Annotated in this window: 21 protein-coding genes; 5 read left to right on the forward strand and 16 right to left on the reverse strand. The window is 35.0% G+C overall.

Features of this window, described 5'->3' with window-relative positions:
• Nucleotides 1-14 precede the first annotated feature (14 nt).
• From MKX83_RS13040 to MKX83_RS13050, 3 genes are read right to left on the reverse strand one after another with little or no spacing between them, the layout of a single operon-like run.
• Nucleotides 15-1,490, reverse strand: coding sequence for a nicotinate phosphoribosyltransferase (locus MKX83_RS13040; RefSeq protein WP_095373142.1), 1,476 nt, complete (start codon nt 1,488-1,490; stop codon nt 15-17).
• Nucleotides 1,491-1,512: 22 nt separating this feature from the next.
• The gene (locus MKX83_RS13045) at nt 1,513-2,055 is read right to left on the reverse strand and encodes a cysteine hydrolase family protein (RefSeq protein WP_307313655.1); all 543 of its coding nucleotides are present in this window, start codon (nt 2,053-2,055) and stop codon (nt 1,513-1,515) included.
• Between the two features lie 14 nt (nt 2,056-2,069).
• Nucleotides 2,070-2,825, reverse strand: a complete 756-nt coding sequence (locus tag MKX83_RS13050) for an NUDIX hydrolase (RefSeq protein ID WP_095373140.1) — start codon at nt 2,823-2,825, stop codon at nt 2,070-2,072.
• A gap of 157 nt (nt 2,826-2,982) precedes the next feature.
• Between MKX83_RS13050 and MKX83_RS13055 the strand changes: the two genes are divergently transcribed.
• Both MKX83_RS13055 and MKX83_RS13060 read left to right on the forward strand, forming a co-directional pair.
• Complete coding sequence (locus tag MKX83_RS13055) at nt 2,983-3,474, forward strand: DinB family protein (protein WP_322909432.1); 492 nt, start codon at nt 2,983-2,985, stop codon at nt 3,472-3,474.
• 95 nt (nt 3,475-3,569) lie between these two features.
• Entirely contained in the window at nt 3,570-4,160 is a 591-nt protein-coding gene (locus MKX83_RS13060) for a biotin transporter BioY (RefSeq protein WP_328198051.1), read from the forward strand.
• A gap of 321 nt (nt 4,161-4,481) precedes the next feature.
• Here the strand turns inward: MKX83_RS13060 and MKX83_RS13065 are convergent, their stop codons facing one another.
• The 3 genes from MKX83_RS13065 to crcB (MKX83_RS13075) form a co-directional block, all read right to left on the reverse strand.
• Nucleotides 4,482-5,411: a lysylphosphatidylglycerol synthase domain-containing protein gene (locus MKX83_RS13065; protein ID WP_307313650.1), complete on the reverse strand. Its 930-nt coding sequence runs from the start codon at nt 5,409-5,411 to the stop codon at nt 4,482-4,484.
• A 103-nt stretch (nt 5,412-5,514) separates the two neighbouring features.
• Nucleotides 5,515-5,865, reverse strand: a complete 351-nt coding sequence (gene crcB, locus MKX83_RS13070) for a fluoride efflux transporter CrcB (RefSeq protein ID WP_341055748.1) — start codon at nt 5,863-5,865, stop codon at nt 5,515-5,517.
• On the reverse strand, nt 5,858-6,241 hold the full coding sequence (gene crcB / locus MKX83_RS13075; RefSeq protein ID WP_341055750.1) for a fluoride efflux transporter CrcB: 384 nt from the start codon (nt 6,239-6,241) through the stop codon (nt 5,858-5,860). Before crcB (MKX83_RS13075) ends, crcB (MKX83_RS13070) begins: the two co-directional genes overlap by 8 nt.
• Nucleotides 6,242-6,336: 95 nt before the next feature.
• On the opposite strand from crcB (MKX83_RS13075), the gene MKX83_RS13080 reads away from it, so the two are divergent.
• Nucleotides 6,337-6,879: a YhcN/YlaJ family sporulation lipoprotein gene (locus MKX83_RS13080; RefSeq protein ID WP_095373137.1), complete on the forward strand. Its 543-nt coding sequence runs from the start codon at nt 6,337-6,339 to the stop codon at nt 6,877-6,879.
• Nucleotides 6,880-7,135: 256 nt separating this feature from the next.
• Here MKX83_RS13080 and MKX83_RS13085 read toward each other — a convergent pair whose 3' ends face one another.
• The 7 genes from MKX83_RS13085 to MKX83_RS13115 form a co-directional block, all read right to left on the reverse strand.
• The gene (locus MKX83_RS13085; RefSeq protein WP_095373136.1) at nt 7,136-7,339 is read right to left on the reverse strand and encodes a DUF6501 family protein; all 204 of its coding nucleotides are present in this window, start codon (nt 7,337-7,339) and stop codon (nt 7,136-7,138) included.
• Between the two features lie 114 nt (nt 7,340-7,453).
• Nucleotides 7,454-7,642, reverse strand: coding sequence for a hypothetical protein (locus tag MKX83_RS13090; protein ID WP_095373135.1), 189 nt, complete (start codon nt 7,640-7,642; stop codon nt 7,454-7,456).
• 72 nt (nt 7,643-7,714) lie between these two features.
• Nucleotides 7,715-8,584, reverse strand: coding sequence for a gamma-glutamylcyclotransferase (locus tag MKX83_RS13095; RefSeq protein ID WP_307313644.1), 870 nt, complete (start codon nt 8,582-8,584; stop codon nt 7,715-7,717).
• Nucleotides 8,585-8,826: 242 nt separating this feature from the next.
• The gene (locus tag MKX83_RS13100; RefSeq protein WP_341055752.1) at nt 8,827-10,470 is read right to left on the reverse strand and encodes an AMP-binding protein; all 1,644 of its coding nucleotides are present in this window, start codon (nt 10,468-10,470) and stop codon (nt 8,827-8,829) included.
• A 242-nt stretch (nt 10,471-10,712) separates the two neighbouring features.
• Entirely contained in the window at nt 10,713-11,183 is a 471-nt protein-coding gene (locus MKX83_RS13105) for a GNAT family N-acetyltransferase (RefSeq protein ID WP_095373133.1), read from the reverse strand.
• A 25-nt stretch (nt 11,184-11,208) separates the two neighbouring features.
• A complete protein-coding gene (locus MKX83_RS13110; RefSeq protein ID WP_095373132.1) occupies nt 11,209-11,712 on the reverse strand; it encodes a GNAT family N-acetyltransferase in 504 nt (167 codons plus the stop codon).
• 15 nt (nt 11,713-11,727) lie between these two features.
• Complete coding sequence (locus MKX83_RS13115) at nt 11,728-12,471, reverse strand: VOC family protein (RefSeq protein ID WP_341055754.1); 744 nt, start codon at nt 12,469-12,471, stop codon at nt 11,728-11,730.
• Nucleotides 12,472-12,728: 257 nt separating this feature from the next.
• Between MKX83_RS13115 and sda the strand changes: the two genes are divergently transcribed.
• Complete coding sequence (sda, locus tag MKX83_RS13120) at nt 12,729-12,860, forward strand: sporulation histidine kinase inhibitor Sda (RefSeq protein ID WP_095373130.1); 132 nt, start codon at nt 12,729-12,731, stop codon at nt 12,858-12,860.
• Nucleotides 12,861-13,545: 685 nt separating this feature from the next.
• Here the strand turns inward: sda and odhB are convergent.
• Nucleotides 13,546-14,793, reverse strand: a complete 1,248-nt coding sequence (odhB, locus tag MKX83_RS13125) for a 2-oxoglutarate dehydrogenase complex dihydrolipoyllysine-residue succinyltransferase (protein WP_095373129.1) — start codon at nt 14,791-14,793, stop codon at nt 13,546-13,548.
• Between the two features lie 16 nt (nt 14,794-14,809).
• Nucleotides 14,810-17,644, reverse strand: coding sequence for a 2-oxoglutarate dehydrogenase E1 component (locus MKX83_RS13130; RefSeq protein WP_341055755.1), 2,835 nt, complete (start codon nt 17,642-17,644; stop codon nt 14,810-14,812).
• Between the two features lie 436 nt (nt 17,645-18,080).
• Between MKX83_RS13130 and MKX83_RS13135 the strand changes: the two genes are divergently transcribed.
• Entirely contained in the window at nt 18,081-18,272 is a 192-nt protein-coding gene (locus tag MKX83_RS13135; protein ID WP_341055756.1) for a small, acid-soluble spore protein, H family, read from the forward strand.
• Here MKX83_RS13135 and MKX83_RS13140 read toward each other — a convergent pair.
• Nucleotides 18,269-18,598: a DUF3889 domain-containing protein gene (locus tag MKX83_RS13140; protein WP_095373126.1), complete on the reverse strand. Its 330-nt coding sequence runs from the start codon at nt 18,596-18,598 to the stop codon at nt 18,269-18,271. The genes MKX83_RS13135 and MKX83_RS13140 overlap by 4 nt on opposite strands.
• Between the last annotated feature and the right edge of the window lie 634 nt (nt 18,599-19,232).

Consider the following 19,232-nt stretch of genomic DNA (forward strand, 5'->3'; position numbering starts at 1 on the left):
TCCTCATCCTTTCATCAAGCTTTAGCATTTAGGCTATCTTTAATTTTTTTCTTTATTGAATCAATCAGTTCTATTTTGTTATTCCAGCAATTTGGACTTAAATCTACAGGATATTCTTCCGGATTTAATGACCTTCTATACTCATGCCATAATAGAGATAGGTTTTCTTTCACATATCCTTGTATCTCTTGAAGACTAGGCTTTTCATAAACTAATTTTCCATCACTAAAAATGTCCTGATGTAAGTCTTTCGCTTCGAAATTGGTGACAAACTTACTAATATAGGTGTGGACAGGGTGGAACATTTTTAAACGTTCTTCTTCTTTAGGATTTTCACTCTCAAGCGCGATATAATCACCCTCTGATTTGTGATTTTCCCTATTTATAATTCGATAAACACGTTTCAAACCTGGGGTTGTTACTTTTTCTGGATTCCCACTAATTTTAATTGTATCTTCCATTTCCCCAGCTTCATTTTCTATAGACACCATTTTATACACAGCACCCAGTGCAGGTTGGTCATAACCTGTAATCAACTTTGTCCCAATACCCCAAGAATCAATTTTGGCACCTTGTGCTTTAAGATTCATAATTGTATATTCATCTAAATCGTTAGAAGCAACAATTTTTGTGTTAGTAAATCCAGCTTCATCTAACATTTTTCTAGCTTCTTTAGATAAATAAGCTAAGTCCCCGCTATCAATTCGAATACCGACAAAATTAATACGATCACCTAACTCTTTTGCTACCTTAATAGCCGTTGGTACACCAGAACGAAGCGTATCGTATGTATCAACAAGGAAGGTACAATCTTTATGTGTTTGTGCATATTTATGAAAAGCGATATATTCATTTTTATATGCTTGTACAAGTGAGTGAGCATGTGTCCCAGCTACTGGGATATTAAACATTTTACCAGCACGCGTATTTGACGTAGCCCCAAACCCGCCAATTACAGCTGCTCTTGCTCCCCAAACACCGGCATCCATTTCTTGGGCTCTTCGGGAACCGAACTCCATTGCCACACCATCATCTAACACTTCCATAATCCGTGCAGCTTTCGTAGCAATTAATGTTTGGAAGTTGATGATATTTAATAATGCTGTTTCTATTAATTGCGCTTGAGCAAGCGGTGCTTCAATTCGTACAATTGGTTCGTTGGCAAAAACAAGCTCTCCTTCAATCATTGAACGAATATTACCTGTAAAACGCAAATCCGCTAAATAATCAAGAAACGCTTCTGGATAGTGTAATTCATCTCGCAAATAAGCAATATCACTTTTAGAAAATTCGAACCCTTGCAGGTAATCAATGATGCGCTCAAGACCAGCGAACACGCCATAGCCATTCCCAAAAGGTAGTTTCCTAAAATAAATATCAAAAACCGCTTTTCTATCATGGATACCATCTTGCCAATAGGTTTGTGCCATATTAATTTGATATAAGTCTGTGTGTAATGCCATGCTGTCATCTGGATATGGCTTGTTCATACTATTTTATACCCCTTTTTCGTTATTTAACTATTGCATTCAGAGAACCACTAAAATGTTCGAGTGCCCATTTATGACCTATTTCGTTAAAACTTGCTGTAGCTCTTTCATAGACAACAATTGAAAACCCTTTGTTATAGGCATCTACAGCAGTGTGTAACACACATATATCTGTACAAACGCCAACTAAATGCAATTCGTTAATGTTTCGTTCTCTTAGTAAAAGTTCTAAATTCGTCCCGCAGAATGCACTGTACCTTGTTTTATCTAACCACTTTACATGCTCTAAACCCTTATTTTCCTCATAAACTTGTTTTAAATTACCATATAGCTCTCTACCTACTGTGCCGTTTATATTATGAGGCGGGTATAGCCTTGTTTCAGGATGAAAATGATCATTTTTTTCGTGTCTATCGATAGCCAAGATCGTTAAATCACCATTTTTGATAAAATCAGCTGTTATTCGTACAATTTCATCTTCAATAGCAATTGCCGGTTCCCCACAAGGTAATGCTCCGTTAACAAAATCATTGGTATAATCGATATTAATCAAAGCCCTTGCCACTAGTATCTCCCCCGTTATCTTTCTTGGTATCGACCTGTATATATAGGTTTCACTACTTCGACTTCATTAAACCTATATAATTGCGTTGCTTTTTTTGACGTTCTTTGCGTGGTTTTACCCTCAACCTTTTCTATAAAAGGAAGGGATTTAATTTTTCTAGCAAATGCTTGCTCATTTAGTATAGCGGGATCTTTTGTAACTGTTGATAATACGGCTTGTAATTCTGAATATGTAAATTCATCTTGTAATAAATTTTTTGCAGCTGTTGTTTGTAACAGCTCTCTTTTTATTACGCTCAATGCATCACAAATAATCTGTCGGTGATCAAATGCAAGTTCTAATTGCAGGACATCATGAATATTCACTAATTTAACGGCAGATGCGTCATCATTTGCATTCATTTCCCTTAAGTCTTCCTCAGAGATAATTGCATAATGCGCATTGGATATGATCCAACCTCTATTATCACGACCGGGTTCATCGTATATACCAAAATGCTTCATATGCACACAATCAATCCCAGTTTCCTCTTTTAATTCCCTAACAGCTGCTTGTAAGGCGTTTTCATGAACGCCAACAAAGCCGCCTGGCAGCGCCCATTTCCCTCCCTCTGTGTTTAACTCCCCTTCTGTATTCCACTTAGCTCTTTCAATTAACAAAAGGTTTAAGCTCATATCGGGTGGAGTAAATGGTTTAGATTCTTCTGTTACGATGGTAAAAACAGCAATATCTGCTGTATAGCCATCTGGTGTTCGATATTTTTTAGTCATAAGGTAATTGCCCCACCACCATGAATTAATTAACAACTTGATAATTGTTAATTATATTTTACCCTACTTTAAAGAAACTTCAACTCTAATGATTTATTTGATTGCAGGAGTTTTCTTTTTTCCTAAAGAATATATGAGAGGAGGAATAATACTTTTTTTGGAAAGGAAAGAAACCATGATTGAAAATGTCTCAAATCATATACAAACAGTACGTTTATTAACAATCCAATCACTTGATAAAATAAATCCAGCATTCATTTCGACTGTACCAAAAGGATTTAATAATAATATTCACTGGAATTTCGGTCATATCGCTTATATACAGGAGAGACTTGTATTTGAACTAACAGGAGAGCGAATGGGGATTGGAAGTGAGTATGAAACATTTTTTGCTGCAGGTACTGCACCACATCTTTGGCAAGGCAATACGCCATCTATTTTAGAAATCAAAGGTGTATTACAAGAACAGACAGAGAGAGTCATTTCCGTTACCAAAAACAAATTTACTAAAACCTTGCCAACCCCATTCACCAATAAAATGGGGATTACTTTTCAAACAGTTGGCGAATGTATCCTTTTTTCTACCTTTCATGAAGGGATGCATTTAGAAACAATTAAAAGAATATATAAAAGCACGATAAATAAGTAAACCAAAAACAAAACATAGTTGACATAAAAACCCCTCCAAATTATAATGTAAACTATATTATACATAAGGTTAACATTATAAATGAGGTGAAAGAATTGACGAAAGAACAATTACGATTAAGATCGCTCCTTACGACAGCATTATTCGCAGCTATTATTGGGATTATGGCACAATTAATTATCCCTTTGCCACTTGTCCCAATTACTGGACAAACATTAGCCATTGGATTAGCAGCCGTCATTTTAGGGTCGAAATATGGCACTTTTTCCGTACTCTTATATTTAGCCCTAGGATGTGCTGGCGTGCCCGTTTTTGCAGAGTTTTCTGCAGGTTTCTCAGTTATTGTCGGACCGACTGGTGGCTATTTAATTAGCTATATACCAGTAGTATGGATTATGGCTAAATACCTTGAGAAAACAAAATTCACATTTGCACATGCGCTTACAGCAAATATCATAGGTATGTTTATTACGTTAATTATTGGAACGGCGTGGTTAAAGTGGATGGCTGACTTAAGTTGGACCGCAGCATTTCTGTCAGGGTTCGCTCCATTTATTATCGGTGGTTTTATTAAAGCGTTGATGGCAGCATGGATTGGATTGCTAGTTAGAAAACGACTCATTAGTGCTCGATTACTTTTTACGAATCAATTATCAACTAAGGCAGTCGATAAAAGAGCCTCTTAATGATATTATCTTTTTAAAAAGTGAACGAATGCGCATACATCTAAATTGTGTGCGCATTTTACTTTTCAATATTATAATCTTACATTCCCTCTATATATACATTGGATTTAAATCGACACTGGTCTTAGTCCATTTCTCACTCCTAAGCTTACTATTTTCTCTTTGATTTTTTTCTATCTCCATAATCACATTTAATATGATTGATTAACACCGCCCTTTTTAAGCCCTCTTATCTCTAGTCTAACCAACTTTATATATTTGCCCACATTCCAGTATGCATGCAGTTTAAATCTAAATAGTCGATTTTTTATTATTTCATCCTTAGCTGAAAAAATTTTTTGTTTTTAAATGTCCACAAATAGTAGTCAAAACAACCGGTGTACCAACTACCGCAGGAATAAAGTAATAGCTAAGGCGATAAAACATTAAAACCATAAATGTTAATTCTGCAGGTATTCCGTGAGATTCAAAACCGATTAGAATAACTAAATCAAACGAACCAATTCCCCCAGGTAACATACTTATTATGCCAGCACAAGCAGCTACAATGACAATTGGGAAAACAGAAAATAAAGAAAAATTGACACCGACTATATTTAAAATACCCCAAATACAAATAACGACAAATATCCATTCAAACACAGAGATCATTAATAGTTCCGTTATAAACTCCCTCTTGATAGGCAAACTTTGCAGTTTTCTTTTAATAAAATAGACAAAAAGCAGTAGAGGGGTATAAAGCGCAACAATCCAAATAGCAAGATGAGCTAATCTTAACTCTGAGAAAAGTTCAGATCCATTGAATAATACAATCCAAGACAAGATGGATAAACCACAAAGATAAAATAATGACAGTTTAGCGATTACCTTAATATATGGGATATTATTGTCTAAGTAGGGGCGGTAATAAACCGTTCTTAATGTTGCGCCGGCTACCCCGCCAAACCCAATTAAGTTTGAGTAAGCATTTGCAGATAACGAATACCCTAACAGTTTTTGCATCGGAATTTTAACCTGCAGTAATCGATTTAAAATAACATCATAAAAAAACATTGGAGACAAACAAATTAATCCTAGAATAATAATGAAAAAAATTCGCCAAAATGAAAGCTCATCCAAATAATGCTCAAGTAAAGCCCAGTTGAAATCTTTAAAAAATTTATTTGCTTCCATTATTACAATGAGCAAAATAATACATGGCATAACATATTTTACTATTTGAATTAATTTTTGATTAGAAAAAATTGACACGATAATTCACCTTATTCACTACTTTTACAACCATTTTCATTCCCCTTTTGTTTCGATCCTATTAAATATGTATTCAATACTTGTCCATAAATGAACAACCGATTTATGGAAACATTATTAAGCCTAACATGAAAAGGGCTATCCCGCCTATATAAGTAACAAAAAAATATAAAAATGCCATCTTTTGTTTCTTCACAATTAATTCCACCATCTCCAACTGAACAGATGAAAAAGTTGTAAATGCCCCCAAAAAACCAACTACAAGTAAAGCTGATACATTTTCCCAATGTAGAAAGTGAACAACCACACCCATTAAGAAACAACCAAGTAAATTAACGATAACCGTTCCATAGGGAAAGAGTGAGTTGGTTTTGCTATTTATCAACGTTGATAAGGAGAAACGGGCTATTGCACCAAAAAATCCACCTATCATCACATAAAGTATTTCACTCATTTGTTCCCCTCACCTCTTTACGTTTACCAAAAACAATACCAAGATAGGCCATCACTAAACCTAGTGCGATATTAAATACGATATATACAAAAGCTTGAATGATAAATCCATTTTCAACTAATAAAACCGTATCCGCACTAACAGTCGATAATGTGGTAAATGATCCAATTACCCCTACAGTGATTGCTTGTTTAAGATTAGGATCAATCGGTAATGTGATGGACGATAAATAACCGAGAATAAAGGCACCAAACACATTAATTATCAAAATATCTAAAGGAAATGCACTCTGCCAAAACTGTCCGATGACAATTGTGATAGCAAACCTCATGCTTGCACCTATCATCCCGCCAATTCCAATATATAGATACTTCATCCTTTACCTCCTTGCTTCAAAAAAATTGTTTATGCATACTATCGATTAAATGAGCCAAGCTAACAGTGAAAGAAAAAAAGAAAGGATGTTAAAAGATGAAAGGTACAATCATTGCTGTTGCTCTTTCAAGTTCTCTACTATTAACAGCTTGTGGCATGAATAATGGACAAGATACGAACGACACTGCTTATAGAGCACCAGATATGCATGACCCCGCAAAAGTTGGATATGAAAGAAATGGTAACAATGATAGACCAAGTATTGACAACAATATTCATACTCGTAATGTCGATTATGATGGAACACAACATTCAATGAGGTTTGCCGATAAAACAGCAGATAATATTACACAAATGGACGAAGTTAAAAGAGCACGGGTTTTACTTACTGGCGACAATGCCTATGTGGCAGCAACCTTAGCGAATGGTAATGAATTAACACAAGATCTAGAAAAGAAAATCGCTGATCAAGTAAAATCAACTGACCAGAACATTGATGATGTCTATGTATCAGTAAACCCTGATTTCTACAACCGTGTGGACACATATGCAAAAGATGTTCGCAATGGAAAACCAATTGAAGGCTTCTTCGATGAATTTAGTGAAACAGTGAAACGAATGTTTCCTAATCATGAATAATGGTCAATTTATGGTCTGGTAGGGAATCTCCCTATCAGTCCTAATTATACATAACAGATTTTGTAAGTATTAATCATAAAAAAACCTATTCCCATCCATTCAAGTAATGATAAAAATTCGGTTCAATGCTTTCCTCTATGGTCCCAGCTCTTTCACCACCTGCAAGAATTCTCAAAGGTACATTTTACATATATTATGAACTTAGCTATTTTTTTGCACACGAAAAAGCTGTCAGTCAATCTGACAGCTTTTTGCCTTAAACTTCTTTAAAATAGTCTTTATAAAAACCACTAACTTTACCAGAGTTGTCAACAATGAAGAAAAACTCTTCTGTTTCATTTTTCACATCATAGATTTTTCCTTCAGTTAAAGCACGATTAACAATATATTTTGCTGCATTCGTATGTACACATTTTACCTTTTTTAACGTGTCACTTTCATGCCATGTTTGATGAATCATTTTTGCCACTCCTTATGTGTTCTCTTATACAGTGTAAAAAAATTAAATGTGTTCTGCAAGCTGTATAGTGATTTTTTCTATTTAGGATGGTAAATACTTATTTGAAATGTGTTTTTATAGAAATACTTTTTGTAAAAAAGAAATTTTTTCCTTTTCAAAAGTATACATTTCACTTGTGAAAAAATCTTTAAATGTTATATATAGTATATCACAAATATAATCGACTCTAATCATTTCCAAGTATTGATAATGTTGCTTATCATAAACAATCTCAAAGAAGCATGTTTTCGTCAATTGTTTCATTTAGACGACCTTCTTTCATCTTTGGTGACATTGTTATATACCACCAAAGTAGCTTATAGTAAACTTCTTTGTTTAATTCACGACTCCAAGCTTATTTATCTCTTCTTTTAAATGCTGAACATATTTATAACTGAGTCTCCCTTCAGCTGCACGCAAAATCTCCCTCGCATAAAAGGATGGTGGTGAAGACTGGGGATTTTTATCATAAACATGGAAGGTTAACACATCTTTATATATTTCCCCTTCAATTGTCAAATTAACAAAAGTCGGTCGATAGTGACCAACAGTGACTCCTTCTCTTTGGAATAAATAATCTATTGCTTCTATCGGTAATTGATAAACAATACCTTCTGTTTCACCAGAACCTTCAATGATGTCCGCTCGATTCCCATCAGGTGCATAGAAATAATAGCCCATTTGATAGCCTTTTAATACACCTATACCGACGACATTTTTAAAAAAATGGCCAACTCCAGCTTTCATAAATCTTTCAGTATCCATACAAGACCCATATGCAAAATAGTAAAATGTCTTTGGGGAATTCATTTGCAGATTGTATACCTTCCAGTCTGAAACTTTAATTGCATCTTGCTGTAGACCTTCAGCGGGGGAAACATAAATAAAACCTTGTCGCACTCCCTGATCCGTATATACGTGTACTTTTTTTCTTACAGATAATGAATGCTTGTCATCTTTTACATACCCTTCTAAAACATCAATTGCCTCTAAATGTTCGGCACTTAAAACGTATAATTCTCCATATACTTTTTCAGCTAGTTTATCTGATAATTCGACTCTCGGATAACCATCACCCGTATCAAACATGACTCCATTTATCCAAGCTTGTTCGGCCACTAAACGAGCTTCAGTTAAATAATCATGATGGATCTCATTTTTTCGTAATGTGCCATACACAAAGAGGTGAATCGTTGCCATACCCATAAATGCGCTCCTTTATTGTCACTATAGTAATATACTTATTCTTCCTCCTCCTACAATATTCAACAATTCGAAAGTGATTCCCTCCATATTAACAATTTTTTACCATATTTTTACCTTAACTAAATATCACCAATATCCAATAAAGCTAAGCATTTGGGTGAATAAGAGACAAGGCAAACGATTTGCCTTGTCTCTTGTTCTTTACTCTCCACTTTTTATATTTGATTTCTTCTTTTCACTCATCATTTCTGTGCAGTAATGGATTGAATCGCTTGTTCCTTTAATTTGAATTTTTGTATTTTACCAGAAGCAGTCATTGGATATTCTTTCGTAAAAGTAATATGTTTAGGTATTTTATGCTTGGATATTCTGCCTTTACAATATTCTTTAACTTCTTCAGCCGTAATGTTGGCATAGTCTCTTAAAATAATCCATGCCATTACCTCTTCACCGTATATCTCATCAGGAACACCTACAACTTGAACATCTAAAATATCTGGATGACTATAGAGAAATTCTTCAATTTCTCTAGGGTATACGTTTTCTCCCCCTCTTATAATCATATCTTTCAGGCGACCTGTTATTTTACAATAACCATTCTCATCCATAATAGCTAAATCCCCAGTGTGCAACCATCCCTCTTTGTCGATAGCTTGTTCTGTCGCTTCGGGATTGTTATAATAACCTTTCATAACATGATATCCTTTTGTGCATAGTTCCCCTTGAGTACCAATTGGCACTTCATGTGCTGTCCCAGGTTCAACAATTTTCACTTCAACTTCTGGCAATGCTCGACCAACTGATTCCACGCGTAAATTAATAGGATCATCAGTGCGTGTTTGTGTAATAACTGGTGAAGATTCCGTTTGGCCATAACAAATTGTAATCTCTTCAATACCCATTTTTTCAATAACAGCCTTCATTACTTCAATCGGACAATTGGAACCAGCCATCACACCTGTTCGCAATGATTGTAAATTATATTTTGTGAAATTTTTGCTATTGATTTCAGCTATAAACATTGTTGGCACTCCATGAAGGGCCGTACATTTCTCTTGTTCAACCGTTTGTAAAACGGTATCAGGTTGAAATTCCTGTACAGGTACCATCGTTGCTCCAACTGACACACAAGCCAAGGTGCCTATGACACAACCAAAGCAATGGAAGAATGGTACAGGAATACATAGTCGATCATCTTTTGTGAGCTTCATACAAGCGGCAATATTTAATGCGTTATTCACGACATTACTATGTGTGAGCATAACGCCTTTCGGAAATCCAGTTGTTCCTGAGGTATACTGCATGTTAATCACATCATCCGGCTGAAGTGAAAGCAAACGCTCATTTAAACTCTCATCACTACATCCTTCACCAAGAGCTACAACATCTTCCCAACTGTAGGTGCCAGCAAAGCGCTTCTCTCCTAACACGATGACGTTTTTTAAAAAGGGAAGCTTGCTACATTTTAACTGGCCCGGCTGCGATGTTTTTAATTCTGGTGCGATTTTATAGAGAATATCAATATATGATTGGTCGCGGTATTTTTCCATTAAAATAATAGTGGTAGCATCAGATTGTTGTAATAAGTATTCAAGTTCAGCGGCTTGATAATTCGTATTGACAGTTACTAACACAGATCCGATTTTACCTGTTGCAAACTGAGCACTTACCCATTCAGGTGTATTAGAAGCCCAAATCGCTACATGTTCTCCTTTTTCTAAGCCGAGCTTCATGAAACCTTTAGCAACTGTACGACAATACTCATTAAAGCTATGATATGTGTACCTCAAACCTCTATCTGCATAGACTAATGCTTCATGATTAGTATTTTCTTCTGCTCTTTTTTCTAATAAATCGCCAATCGTTATATTTAATAATTCAGACAATTTTTTTCCTCCTCAGAAAATTAAAATTGAAACGCTTTCATTTTTTTTATGCGAATTTTGAATGTATTATTTTAGTCCTTATCATTTTAAAGTCAATTTCAAAATGAACCAACCCAAGTTTCTAAATTTTCATATTCCGATGGTGCTTTATGTCCAACAGTTAAAAACAAATGTAGATTTATTCTAATAAAAATAAAAAAGCTCGAATATTTATATATTCGAACCTTCTCGTATAATTTCCTTTATTTTTTTCTTACCATTATATAAAAGTTTGTACTTTTTCTTTGAAAATGGTGTTGAATTCTAAAACCGAGTTTTTCATAGAGATGGATGGCTCGTTGATTAAAGGAAGCCACTGTTAACCTTATTGGGGTGCTTGGGAAGAGCACTTCTATTTCCATAAGGATCGTGGTTAAAAAACTGCTTCCCAATCCCTTTCCTGTTAAATCCGGTCTCATCCCTATGCCAATATCAATGCAATCATCTATATATAGATGACTGCTATTCACCGGTACTCTTGCTGATTCACCGTAACAAAAAAAACCAATCATTTCTTCCTGTTTATATATACAAAAGTAGTTTCCCGTTAGCCACTCTTGTTTACTGTCTTCTGTTTGAGCGTGATTATAAAAATCGTAAGGAGATGGATATGTCCAAGAACTGAGGATGACTGCCTCGTATTCTTTTACTTTATTAAACGTAGTAGTTTCCATATCATTTTCCTCCAGTTTATCGTTATTAAAATAATTTCAACTCATATACAAGTTCTTCTTGGCGAGTGTCTTCAAACCACTCTTTTCCTAATAACGTAAACCCTAATTTTTCCATAATTCTTATGGATGCTTCGTTTTTTGGATCACATGAGGCTTGAATATATTTTACTTTTTTATGCCTTTTAGCTAATTTGATACAACCTGTGATAGCTTCTGTCGCATAGCCTTTATGCCAATACGATTTTCTGAAATGGGCAATTAATTCAATTCGTTTTACTGATGCATCAATATTAAATCCAGCCGCTCCAATAACTTCATTGTTTTTCTTATCTTTTAAACTATATACCGATAGGCCGTACTCTTTATGACAGTCTTCATACCATTTGACGATTTTAGGAATCTTAACGGAAGCAACTGCTCCTCCACTTCTGGCCATCACTTCCTGATTGCCCCAAATTTCATTCATTTGCTTAATATACTCTTTTTTAAATACAAAGAATGACATTCGTTTCGTTTCATATATGTGCATATGACACCCCTCTTTCTATAACGAATGATAAGAAGAGCCAAAGAGTTGTATTGTTTCCTCGTTCTTCAAAAAAGGTTGTAATGTGATATGAACGGGACGGTTCTTATTGGCGTATTTTTTGTTATATGCTGCAAACTCAAAGGATACGTCTGCAATCATAACGTTTGTACCGTGTTGTTTTCCTTGAAACAACTCACGCCATTCTGCAGCTGTTTCTTCAGGTGACTCTACATTATACTTAATGCCCTTTATTTTTGTATGGATAAGTTGTTGATCTATCATACCTAATGATTTGAATTCTTCATATCTCGTATGGTCATCTTGTTCCCATTGAATAAAAAAAGGAAAAGGCACTTCTCGTTTTGCTTGCAAAAATAGCATCTTCCATCTAATCATTTGCCCATCTGCCCTCATCCGTTCTCCAGGAAAGATCGGATAGGTTTTATATCCCTTTTCATTCAATTCTTGCTTTAACGCTTCAATATTTTCTGTGCGAAAACATACTTGACCTAACCCTTCAAATGTAGATAAATCCTGCACAGCTTGTTGTACTAAAGGGTTATCTGATTGCGTAGCCTTCGCTTTATTTTCTATTGCTAAAAATTCTATATAAGATGAGTTTAAGTACAATAAACTATTATATGTTCCCCATTTTTCATGTCTACCACCCTGAACCGCTTTTATATTCATAACAGATAAATAATCGATAATCTCTTGCGGGTTTCGTTTAATAAAATGAACGATATGATCAAGTTGCATTGAAGGATACCCCTTTCATTAAAAGAAAATTCATCCAACTTTACCTTAGCTAAGATTAGTTTACCATAACTTTTCTACTTATCTATGAATGTTTTTCACACAACTTTTACTTCTTAATTTAATTGTGTGTCCTTTATAAACATTTTACATTTCCTTAACAATTAAAATTTTTATACATTTCTCCTTTTCAAAACAGGGGATAACGTTTACAATAAATAAAAGAATATTCAATCCTTTACCTAGGAGGTATGTATCAAATGAAGATAATGAGTAATGAACAGTTGGTCGTCTCGTATCGTGATGCATTAAAGTCAGGTTCTGAAAAGGAATGGATTCGGATACTTAAAGATGAAATTCAAAAACGGGGATTAAAACCATTTAAAGAGTAAAGCATAAGGCGAGCAAATATTTGCTCGCCTTTTTATTTTTTATCCTTTCGGTGACGCGGAAGATATCCATCTCATTTTAATTATCTTTGCTTTATTTCCTTAGTGGTTTGGATTTCATTATTTTGTAGTATCTGTTTATAGTCCATATCAGAAATAACACCTAGCTTTTTGAACAGTACGGAATATTTCAATATCCTATTTTTCCTTCCTCTCATAGTAATCACTCCTGCTTTTCTATCATAATATGCATTTTATCAATAAAGTTTCCTTCACGCAACATTTTTACATATCTAAAAATCTTTTTATCAAGTGCATATCCCTTACTATTTCCTATAGTGCTTGAATTTATGATTAATAGTGAAGAATACATGATTTTTTTTTAATGCAACAATAAAAGGTGTGAGTAGCATGTTGAAGAATGATATAGGAAAATGTGAATATTATTTGTTACCATCACCAATCTTGTTTTACTGCTAAAGGGCTGTGATTCTTCCTTTTGTGACAGGATCAAAGCTTTGATTTCTTCTCTTATAGAGGGATATTCCCCTTTTACAATACCCCTCGAGATTCAGATGAAGGCTTCAACCAAGGGTGACTTACAACAAAAAGCGAGGAAGTGAACAATAAATCGCTTCACTTCCTCGCTTTAAACCCTTTTGAGTATTAGTTTATTTTTTATTTTAAATTAAGCTTCAAATAATAAAGACTCAGGGTCTTCAATTAATTCTTTCACACGTTTAAGGAATGTTACTGCTTCTTTACCATCAACAATACGGTGGTCATAAGAAAGTGCAACATACATCATTGGGCGGTTTTCCATTCTTTCAGCATCAATAGCTACTGGACGAGTTTGGATAGAATGCATCCCTAGGATACCTACTTGTGGTCCATTAAGGATTGGTGTTGATAATAATGAACCAAACACACCACCATTAGTAATAGTAAATGTTCCACCTTGTAAGTCAGAAATAGCTAGTTTATTATCTCTTGCTTTTTTACCAAGGCCCATAATATCCTTTTCAATTTCTGCAAAGTTTTTACGGTCAGCATCTCTAACAACTGGAACTACTAAACCTTCATCTGTTGAAACAGCGATACCAATGTCATAGAATTTTTTAAGAACTAGTTGGTCGCCGTCAATTTCAGCGTTTAATAACGGGCTACGTTTAAGTGCTGCGACAACCGCTTTTGTGAAGAAAGACATAAACCCAAGTTTAACATCATTTTCTTCTTGGAATTTATCTTTACGTTTTTTACGTAAGTTCATTACATTTGTCATATCAATTTCATTGAATGTTGTTAACATAGCAGATGTTTGTTGAACTTCTACAAGTCTTTTCGCAATTGTTTGACGACGACGGCTCATACGGATGCGTTCTACTGGTTTTTCACTATTGGCATCAGTTGCTGCTGGCTTAGGAGCTGGCTTAGATGCAGCTTGTGGCTGCGCTGCTTGTGTCGCTTGATTTGGATCGTAGTTCGCAACATCTTGTGAACGTACTCTTCCCATAGGATCTGTTGTTGGAACTTCACTTAAATCGATTCCTTTTTCACGCGCCATTTTTCTAGCTGCCGGTGAAGCAATTGTGCGTTGTTTATTATCTTCCGCTGGTTTGGAATCAGCTGGTTTCGCTTCTTCTTTAACCTCTTGAGGTGCTTCCTCTTTTTTCTCTTCTGCTTTAGGAGCAGGAGCTTCTCCACCTTCACTTACAACTGCGATGGTATCCCCTACATTCACAGTGTCTCCTTCTTCTGCTTTTAATTCTGCAAGTACACCACTATATTCAGAAATGATTTCTACATTTACTTTGTCTGTTTCAAGCTCAACAACATAATCACCTTTATTGACTGTATCACCAGGTTGTTTTAGCCACTGAGCGACCGTACCTTCTGTAATTGATTCTGCTAATTCAGGAACTTTAATATCTGCCACAATAATTTCCTCCTTATTACTTACGTGTTAAAGATTCTTCAATAATTCTCTGCTGCTCTTTTTTATGCACGACTGGATCGCCTTCTGCTGTGCTTGAGCGGCGGCGTCTACCGATATAATTTACCTCTACTCCGTCAGGGGCAATATGTTTTAACCTTGGTTCAACAAAATTCCATGCGCCCATATTCTTCGGTTCCTCTTGCACCCAGATCATTTCTTCAAGATTTGGATAACGTTTTACTACTTCAGTAATGTCAGCAAATGGGAACGGATAAATCTCTTCTACACGTACAATATGGAACCACTCTTTATCTTCAATATCTTTTAATTTATCTTCTAAATCAATAGCCATTTTTCCTGATGTGAAAACAATTCTTTTCACTTGCTCTTTTTTCTCACCAAGGCCAGATTGCTCGAGAATCGAGTTAAACTGTCCTTCTGATAAATCTTTAGCAGTTGCAGCAACTGTAGGGTTACGTAAAAGACTCTTAGGTGACATTATGACCAATGGTCTTACTTCTTCCTGATTCAAAATCGCTGCTTGTCTTCTTAAAATATGGAAGTACTGTGCTGCTGAAGAAAGGTTAGCTACTGTCCAATTGTTTTCAGCTGCCAGCTGCAGGAATCTTTCTAATCTTGCACTTGAATGCTCTGGACCTTGTCCTTCATATCCATGTGGAAGAAGCATTACTAGACCAGATTTTTGTCCCCATTTAGCGCGACCAGCAGAAATGAATTGATCAAACATAACTTGTGCAGAGTTCGCAAAGTCACCAAACTGTGCTTCCCAAAGAACTAAAGTTTCTGGAGCTGACACATTATAACCATATTCAAAGCCTAGAACAGCCATTTCTGACAACGGGCTATTATGAACAGCAAATGAAGCTTTAGCTGTTGAGATTTGATGTAAAGGTGAGAACGATTTACCTGTCACTTCATCATGTAACATGATATTTCTATGGGCAAATGTTCCACGCTCTGAATCTTGACCTGTAAGTCTTACCGGCGTACCATCTGAAATAATTGAAGCGAATGCTAATGTTTCAGCGTGACCCCAATCAATTTTCCCAACCTCTTCTAGTCCATTTTTACGACGTTGTAATATTTTACTTAGCTTTCTAAAGACTTTATATTCTTCCGGCCATTTTAGAAGTTCTTCATTCAATTGCTGTAAAGACTCTAATGGCACAGCAGTCTGAATGCTTGGTATACCATTTTCCACTGTCTCAGGTGGATTTAATTCAGTTGCATCTTCTTGTTTATCCGGCACTTTATCGTAAGCTTGCTGAAGTTTTTCAGCTACTTCCGAATGAATAGCAGTAACCTCTTCTTCTGATAAGTATTGATCTTTTTTTAATTTCTCACCATAAAGCTCTTTAATCGTTGGTCTTTTATGGATAATATTATACATCGCTGGGTTTGTGGTCATCGGCTCGTCCATTTCATTGTGACCAAAGCGGCGATACCCAATTAAGTCAATTAAGAAATCTTTATGGAATTTATCTCTATATTCAATAGCTAATTTAGCGGCATTGATGACTGCTTCGGGATCATCTGCATTTACATGCACGATTGGAACCTCATAGCCTTTGGCTAAATCACTTGCATATCTAGTCGATCTAGAATCATAAGATTCTGTTGTAAAGCCAATCGTGTTATTAGCAATAATATGGATGGAACCACCAGTATTATAGCCATTTAATTGACCTAGATTTAATGTTTCAGCGACAACACCTTGCCCTGGAAAAGCAGCGTCTCCGTGAATAATGATGGAAAGTGCTTCGTCGTAATTAACTTCTGGGAAACCACCAGTAGTACGTTTATCTTGAGCCGCTCTTGTATATCCTTCAACTACAGGACCAACGAACTCTAAATGGCTTGGGTTGTTCGCAAGTGTTAAGTTTGCAACTGTTGTATTTTCAGCCTTGATTTGTTTGTCTAATCCCAGATGGTATTTTACATCGCCTGTCCATCCATAGCTGATACCAATAGAACCTTCAGATGGGACAAGATCTTTGTTTGGCGCATGCTGAAATTCCGCGAATATCATCTCATAAGGCTTACCAAGTACATGAGCAAGCACATTTAAACGTCCGCGGTGTGCCATTCCAATATTTATTGTTTTTGTGCCATTCGCCACTGAACCTGATACAATTTCATCTAACATTGGTACCATCGTATCTAAACCTTCAATAGAGAAGCGTTTTTGACCGACGAAAGTACGGTGTAAGAATTTTTCAAACTCTTCTACTTCCGTTAATCTTTTGTACACTTTCGCTTTTTCAGGTTTTTGCAAGTTAAGTTTAAGGCTATTTGTTTCAACCTTGCGACGAAGCCAATCCTTTTCTTCTAAATTGTCAACATGAGTGAACTCAAATGCTAACGTATCCATATAAGCATTTTTTAAGTATTCAAATGCTTCTAATCCATCTCTTAACGGAATATTCGCATCTGTACATATAAGATGAGCTGGTATTGCACGTAAATCTGCTTCTGTTAATCCATAATTACTTAAATCAAAAATAGCAACATTCTTTTCTTCCCTATTAACTAGGGGATAAATATCAGCAGCTTTATGTCCGTTTGAACGAATAAAATCGGCAAGACGAATAGCTGATAAAATTTTTTCAATTTGTGCTGGACTTACGCCAGTGCTTTCTGCTCCTAAACTTACAGGAGCTACCCCTGTTTGTTGCAATGGTGAACCATTAACCTCAAAATACTCTCTCATTTCTTGGTCAACTGATTCTGGATTTTCTAAATACATCTCATAAAGCTCGATTACATAGCCAAGGTTAGGACCATAAAAACTTTGTTCTAAAGGTCCGCTACCCTCTGAAGGCTTCTTCATGGAAAATTACCTCCACAACTCTTTTTTAAATATATTTGGATAATTTATTTCCGCCCCATATCCATTCTAGGATAGTAACAATATTATTTCGTATATTAAAATTCCGAATAATGTTAATTTCCAGAGGACGAAATGTTTCCTAAGCCATTTTACCACGTTAAAGGCGCATATACAAAGGGAAAAAAGAGAAAATCACGAAAATACAGCTAATATTTTTAGAAAAAATACTTATATTAAAAAAGTGAATTAATTTAATTCCTATATCACGCCTATTAGTGTAATAAATTGGAAAGATGAACTAACGTCTACAAGTTGATAATCATTCAACTTCTAAACCGTTTGCCTATTTAAGTATATATCAAAAGCCTTATTATTGGTAGAATTGTGCACTAAATATTCAAACTGAATAAAATACTACGAGAGAGGATGTGAACTTATGGATTTAGCTAGAGCGAGGGAACTACTAAAAAGTCAAAACGAATATGAAGTAACTTTCGATGGCGTAAATATCGTCATTGTCGATCTCTATGAATTAACTAAAATGGCAAGGGTGTGCGAAAGAAACAACATAGATAAGAATCAAGTTGTTCCACTCGCACAATTAATAGAAGAAAATACAATACGTTAACGGTCCGTTTTTTTCGTTAAAATACGGACGATTTTCTCCGAATCTTTATCATATTCAATAAACACATAGAGCCCATATTCTATCTCCTGTTGACGCATCCAAAGTTTAAACTTTTCTATTTCTGTCTCATCCTTTACTTCTTTTCCAAGATGCTGATAATCAACAATATCTGCTGATGGGTATTTTTCCTTTGCGATCATCATCGCTTCTTTACCCCATTTCGCATAAGAAGGTGCATCATAAACGGCAAAGCTTGTTTGAGGGCTTGAAATAAATATATAGCTAAACAACACTATGACAATTGAGAGAAACACTCTTTTCTCCATTTTCTCCTCACCTCTTCACTTTTATTTTTTGATGGAAATATTTATAGTTTTACTATCTTTTCAATGTTTATTCTTTATGAAAGTTTTTTTGGAAAATGGGTTATATAATGAAAGAAAAATTCAAAGCAAAACTTGCTAGTGCAAAAGTAAATATCAATAGATAAAGAAAAGCGGGCAAGTTAATGGTTAAAACTTGCCCGCTTTTCTTTATCTATTGTTCCATTAACCCTTATATCGTAAATGTCAACATAGCCTTTAAAAAATATAAGAAAATGTTCATTATTATTTCATTTGATTAGTTTTAGTTATGATTATTTTAATAAAAGTAATCGTACAACATCTAAAACAAAAAGTGGAAGACATAAAGGCCTATTTTGTTCTCTCAAGTAAATCATCTATTTCAATTATTTCTATTAAATGATGAATATCATCAGTCGGGTTATATACACCGTCTAAAAATTGATCAATATCAAATTTCTTTAACAAGATAACCCTCCTCTTTTTTCATCCGTTTCAAAACCATTCGAAGACTTCACACTTTTTTTGTGGGTACTGTTAGTCAAATACGCAATATCATTTATATTAATATAATAAATACAGAAGCAACCTTTAAAATTTATTGAACGATACAATA

The organism is Cytobacillus sp. FSL M8-0252 (assembly GCF_038007345.1).
Lineage (GTDB): Bacteria > Bacillota > Bacilli > Bacillales > Cytobacillaceae > Cytobacillus > Cytobacillus kochii.

Excerpts from the sequence above, each read along its gene's own strand:
- MKX83_RS13080 (WP_095373137.1), top strand. The coding sequence starts at position 6,337 with ATGAAAGGTACAATCATTGCTGTTGCTCTTTCAAGTTCTCTACTATTA.
- crcB (WP_341055748.1), bottom strand. The coding sequence starts at position 5,865 with ATGAGTGAAATACTTTATGTGATGATAGGTGGATTTTTTGGTGCAATA.
- MKX83_RS13110 (WP_095373132.1), bottom strand. The coding sequence starts at position 11,712 with ATGCACATATATGAAACGAAACGAATGTCATTCTTTGTATTTAAAAAA.
- MKX83_RS13130 (WP_341055755.1), bottom strand. The coding sequence starts at position 17,644 with ATGAAGAAGCCTTCAGAGGGTAGCGGACCTTTAGAACAAAGTTTTTAT.
- MKX83_RS13040 (WP_095373142.1), bottom strand. The coding sequence starts at position 1,490 with ATGAACAAGCCATATCCAGATGACAGCATGGCATTACACACAGACTTA.
- sda (WP_095373130.1), top strand. The coding sequence starts at position 12,729 with ATGAAGATAATGAGTAATGAACAGTTGGTCGTCTCGTATCGTGATGCA.
- MKX83_RS13085 (WP_095373136.1), bottom strand. The coding sequence starts at position 7,339 with ATGATTCATCAAACATGGCATGAAAGTGACACGTTAAAAAAGGTAAAA.
- crcB (WP_341055750.1), bottom strand. The coding sequence starts at position 6,241 with ATGAAGTATCTATATATTGGAATTGGCGGGATGATAGGTGCAAGCATG.
- MKX83_RS13140 (WP_095373126.1), bottom strand. The coding sequence starts at position 18,598 with ATGGAGAAAAGAGTGTTTCTCTCAATTGTCATAGTGTTGTTTAGCTAT.
- MKX83_RS13095 (WP_307313644.1), bottom strand. The coding sequence starts at position 8,584 with ATGGGTATGGCAACGATTCACCTCTTTGTGTATGGCACATTACGAAAA.
- MKX83_RS13115 (WP_341055754.1), bottom strand. The coding sequence starts at position 12,471 with ATGCAACTTGATCATATCGTTCATTTTATTAAACGAAACCCGCAAGAG.
- MKX83_RS13105 (WP_095373133.1), bottom strand. The coding sequence starts at position 11,183 with ATGGAAACTACTACGTTTAATAAAGTAAAAGAATACGAGGCAGTCATC.
- MKX83_RS13050 (WP_095373140.1), bottom strand. The coding sequence starts at position 2,825 with ATGACTAAAAAATATCGAACACCAGATGGCTATACAGCAGATATTGCT.
- MKX83_RS13090 (WP_095373135.1), bottom strand. The coding sequence starts at position 7,642 with ATGAAACAATTGACGAAAACATGCTTCTTTGAGATTGTTTATGATAAG.
- MKX83_RS13135 (WP_341055756.1), top strand. The coding sequence starts at position 18,081 with ATGGATTTAGCTAGAGCGAGGGAACTACTAAAAAGTCAAAACGAATAT.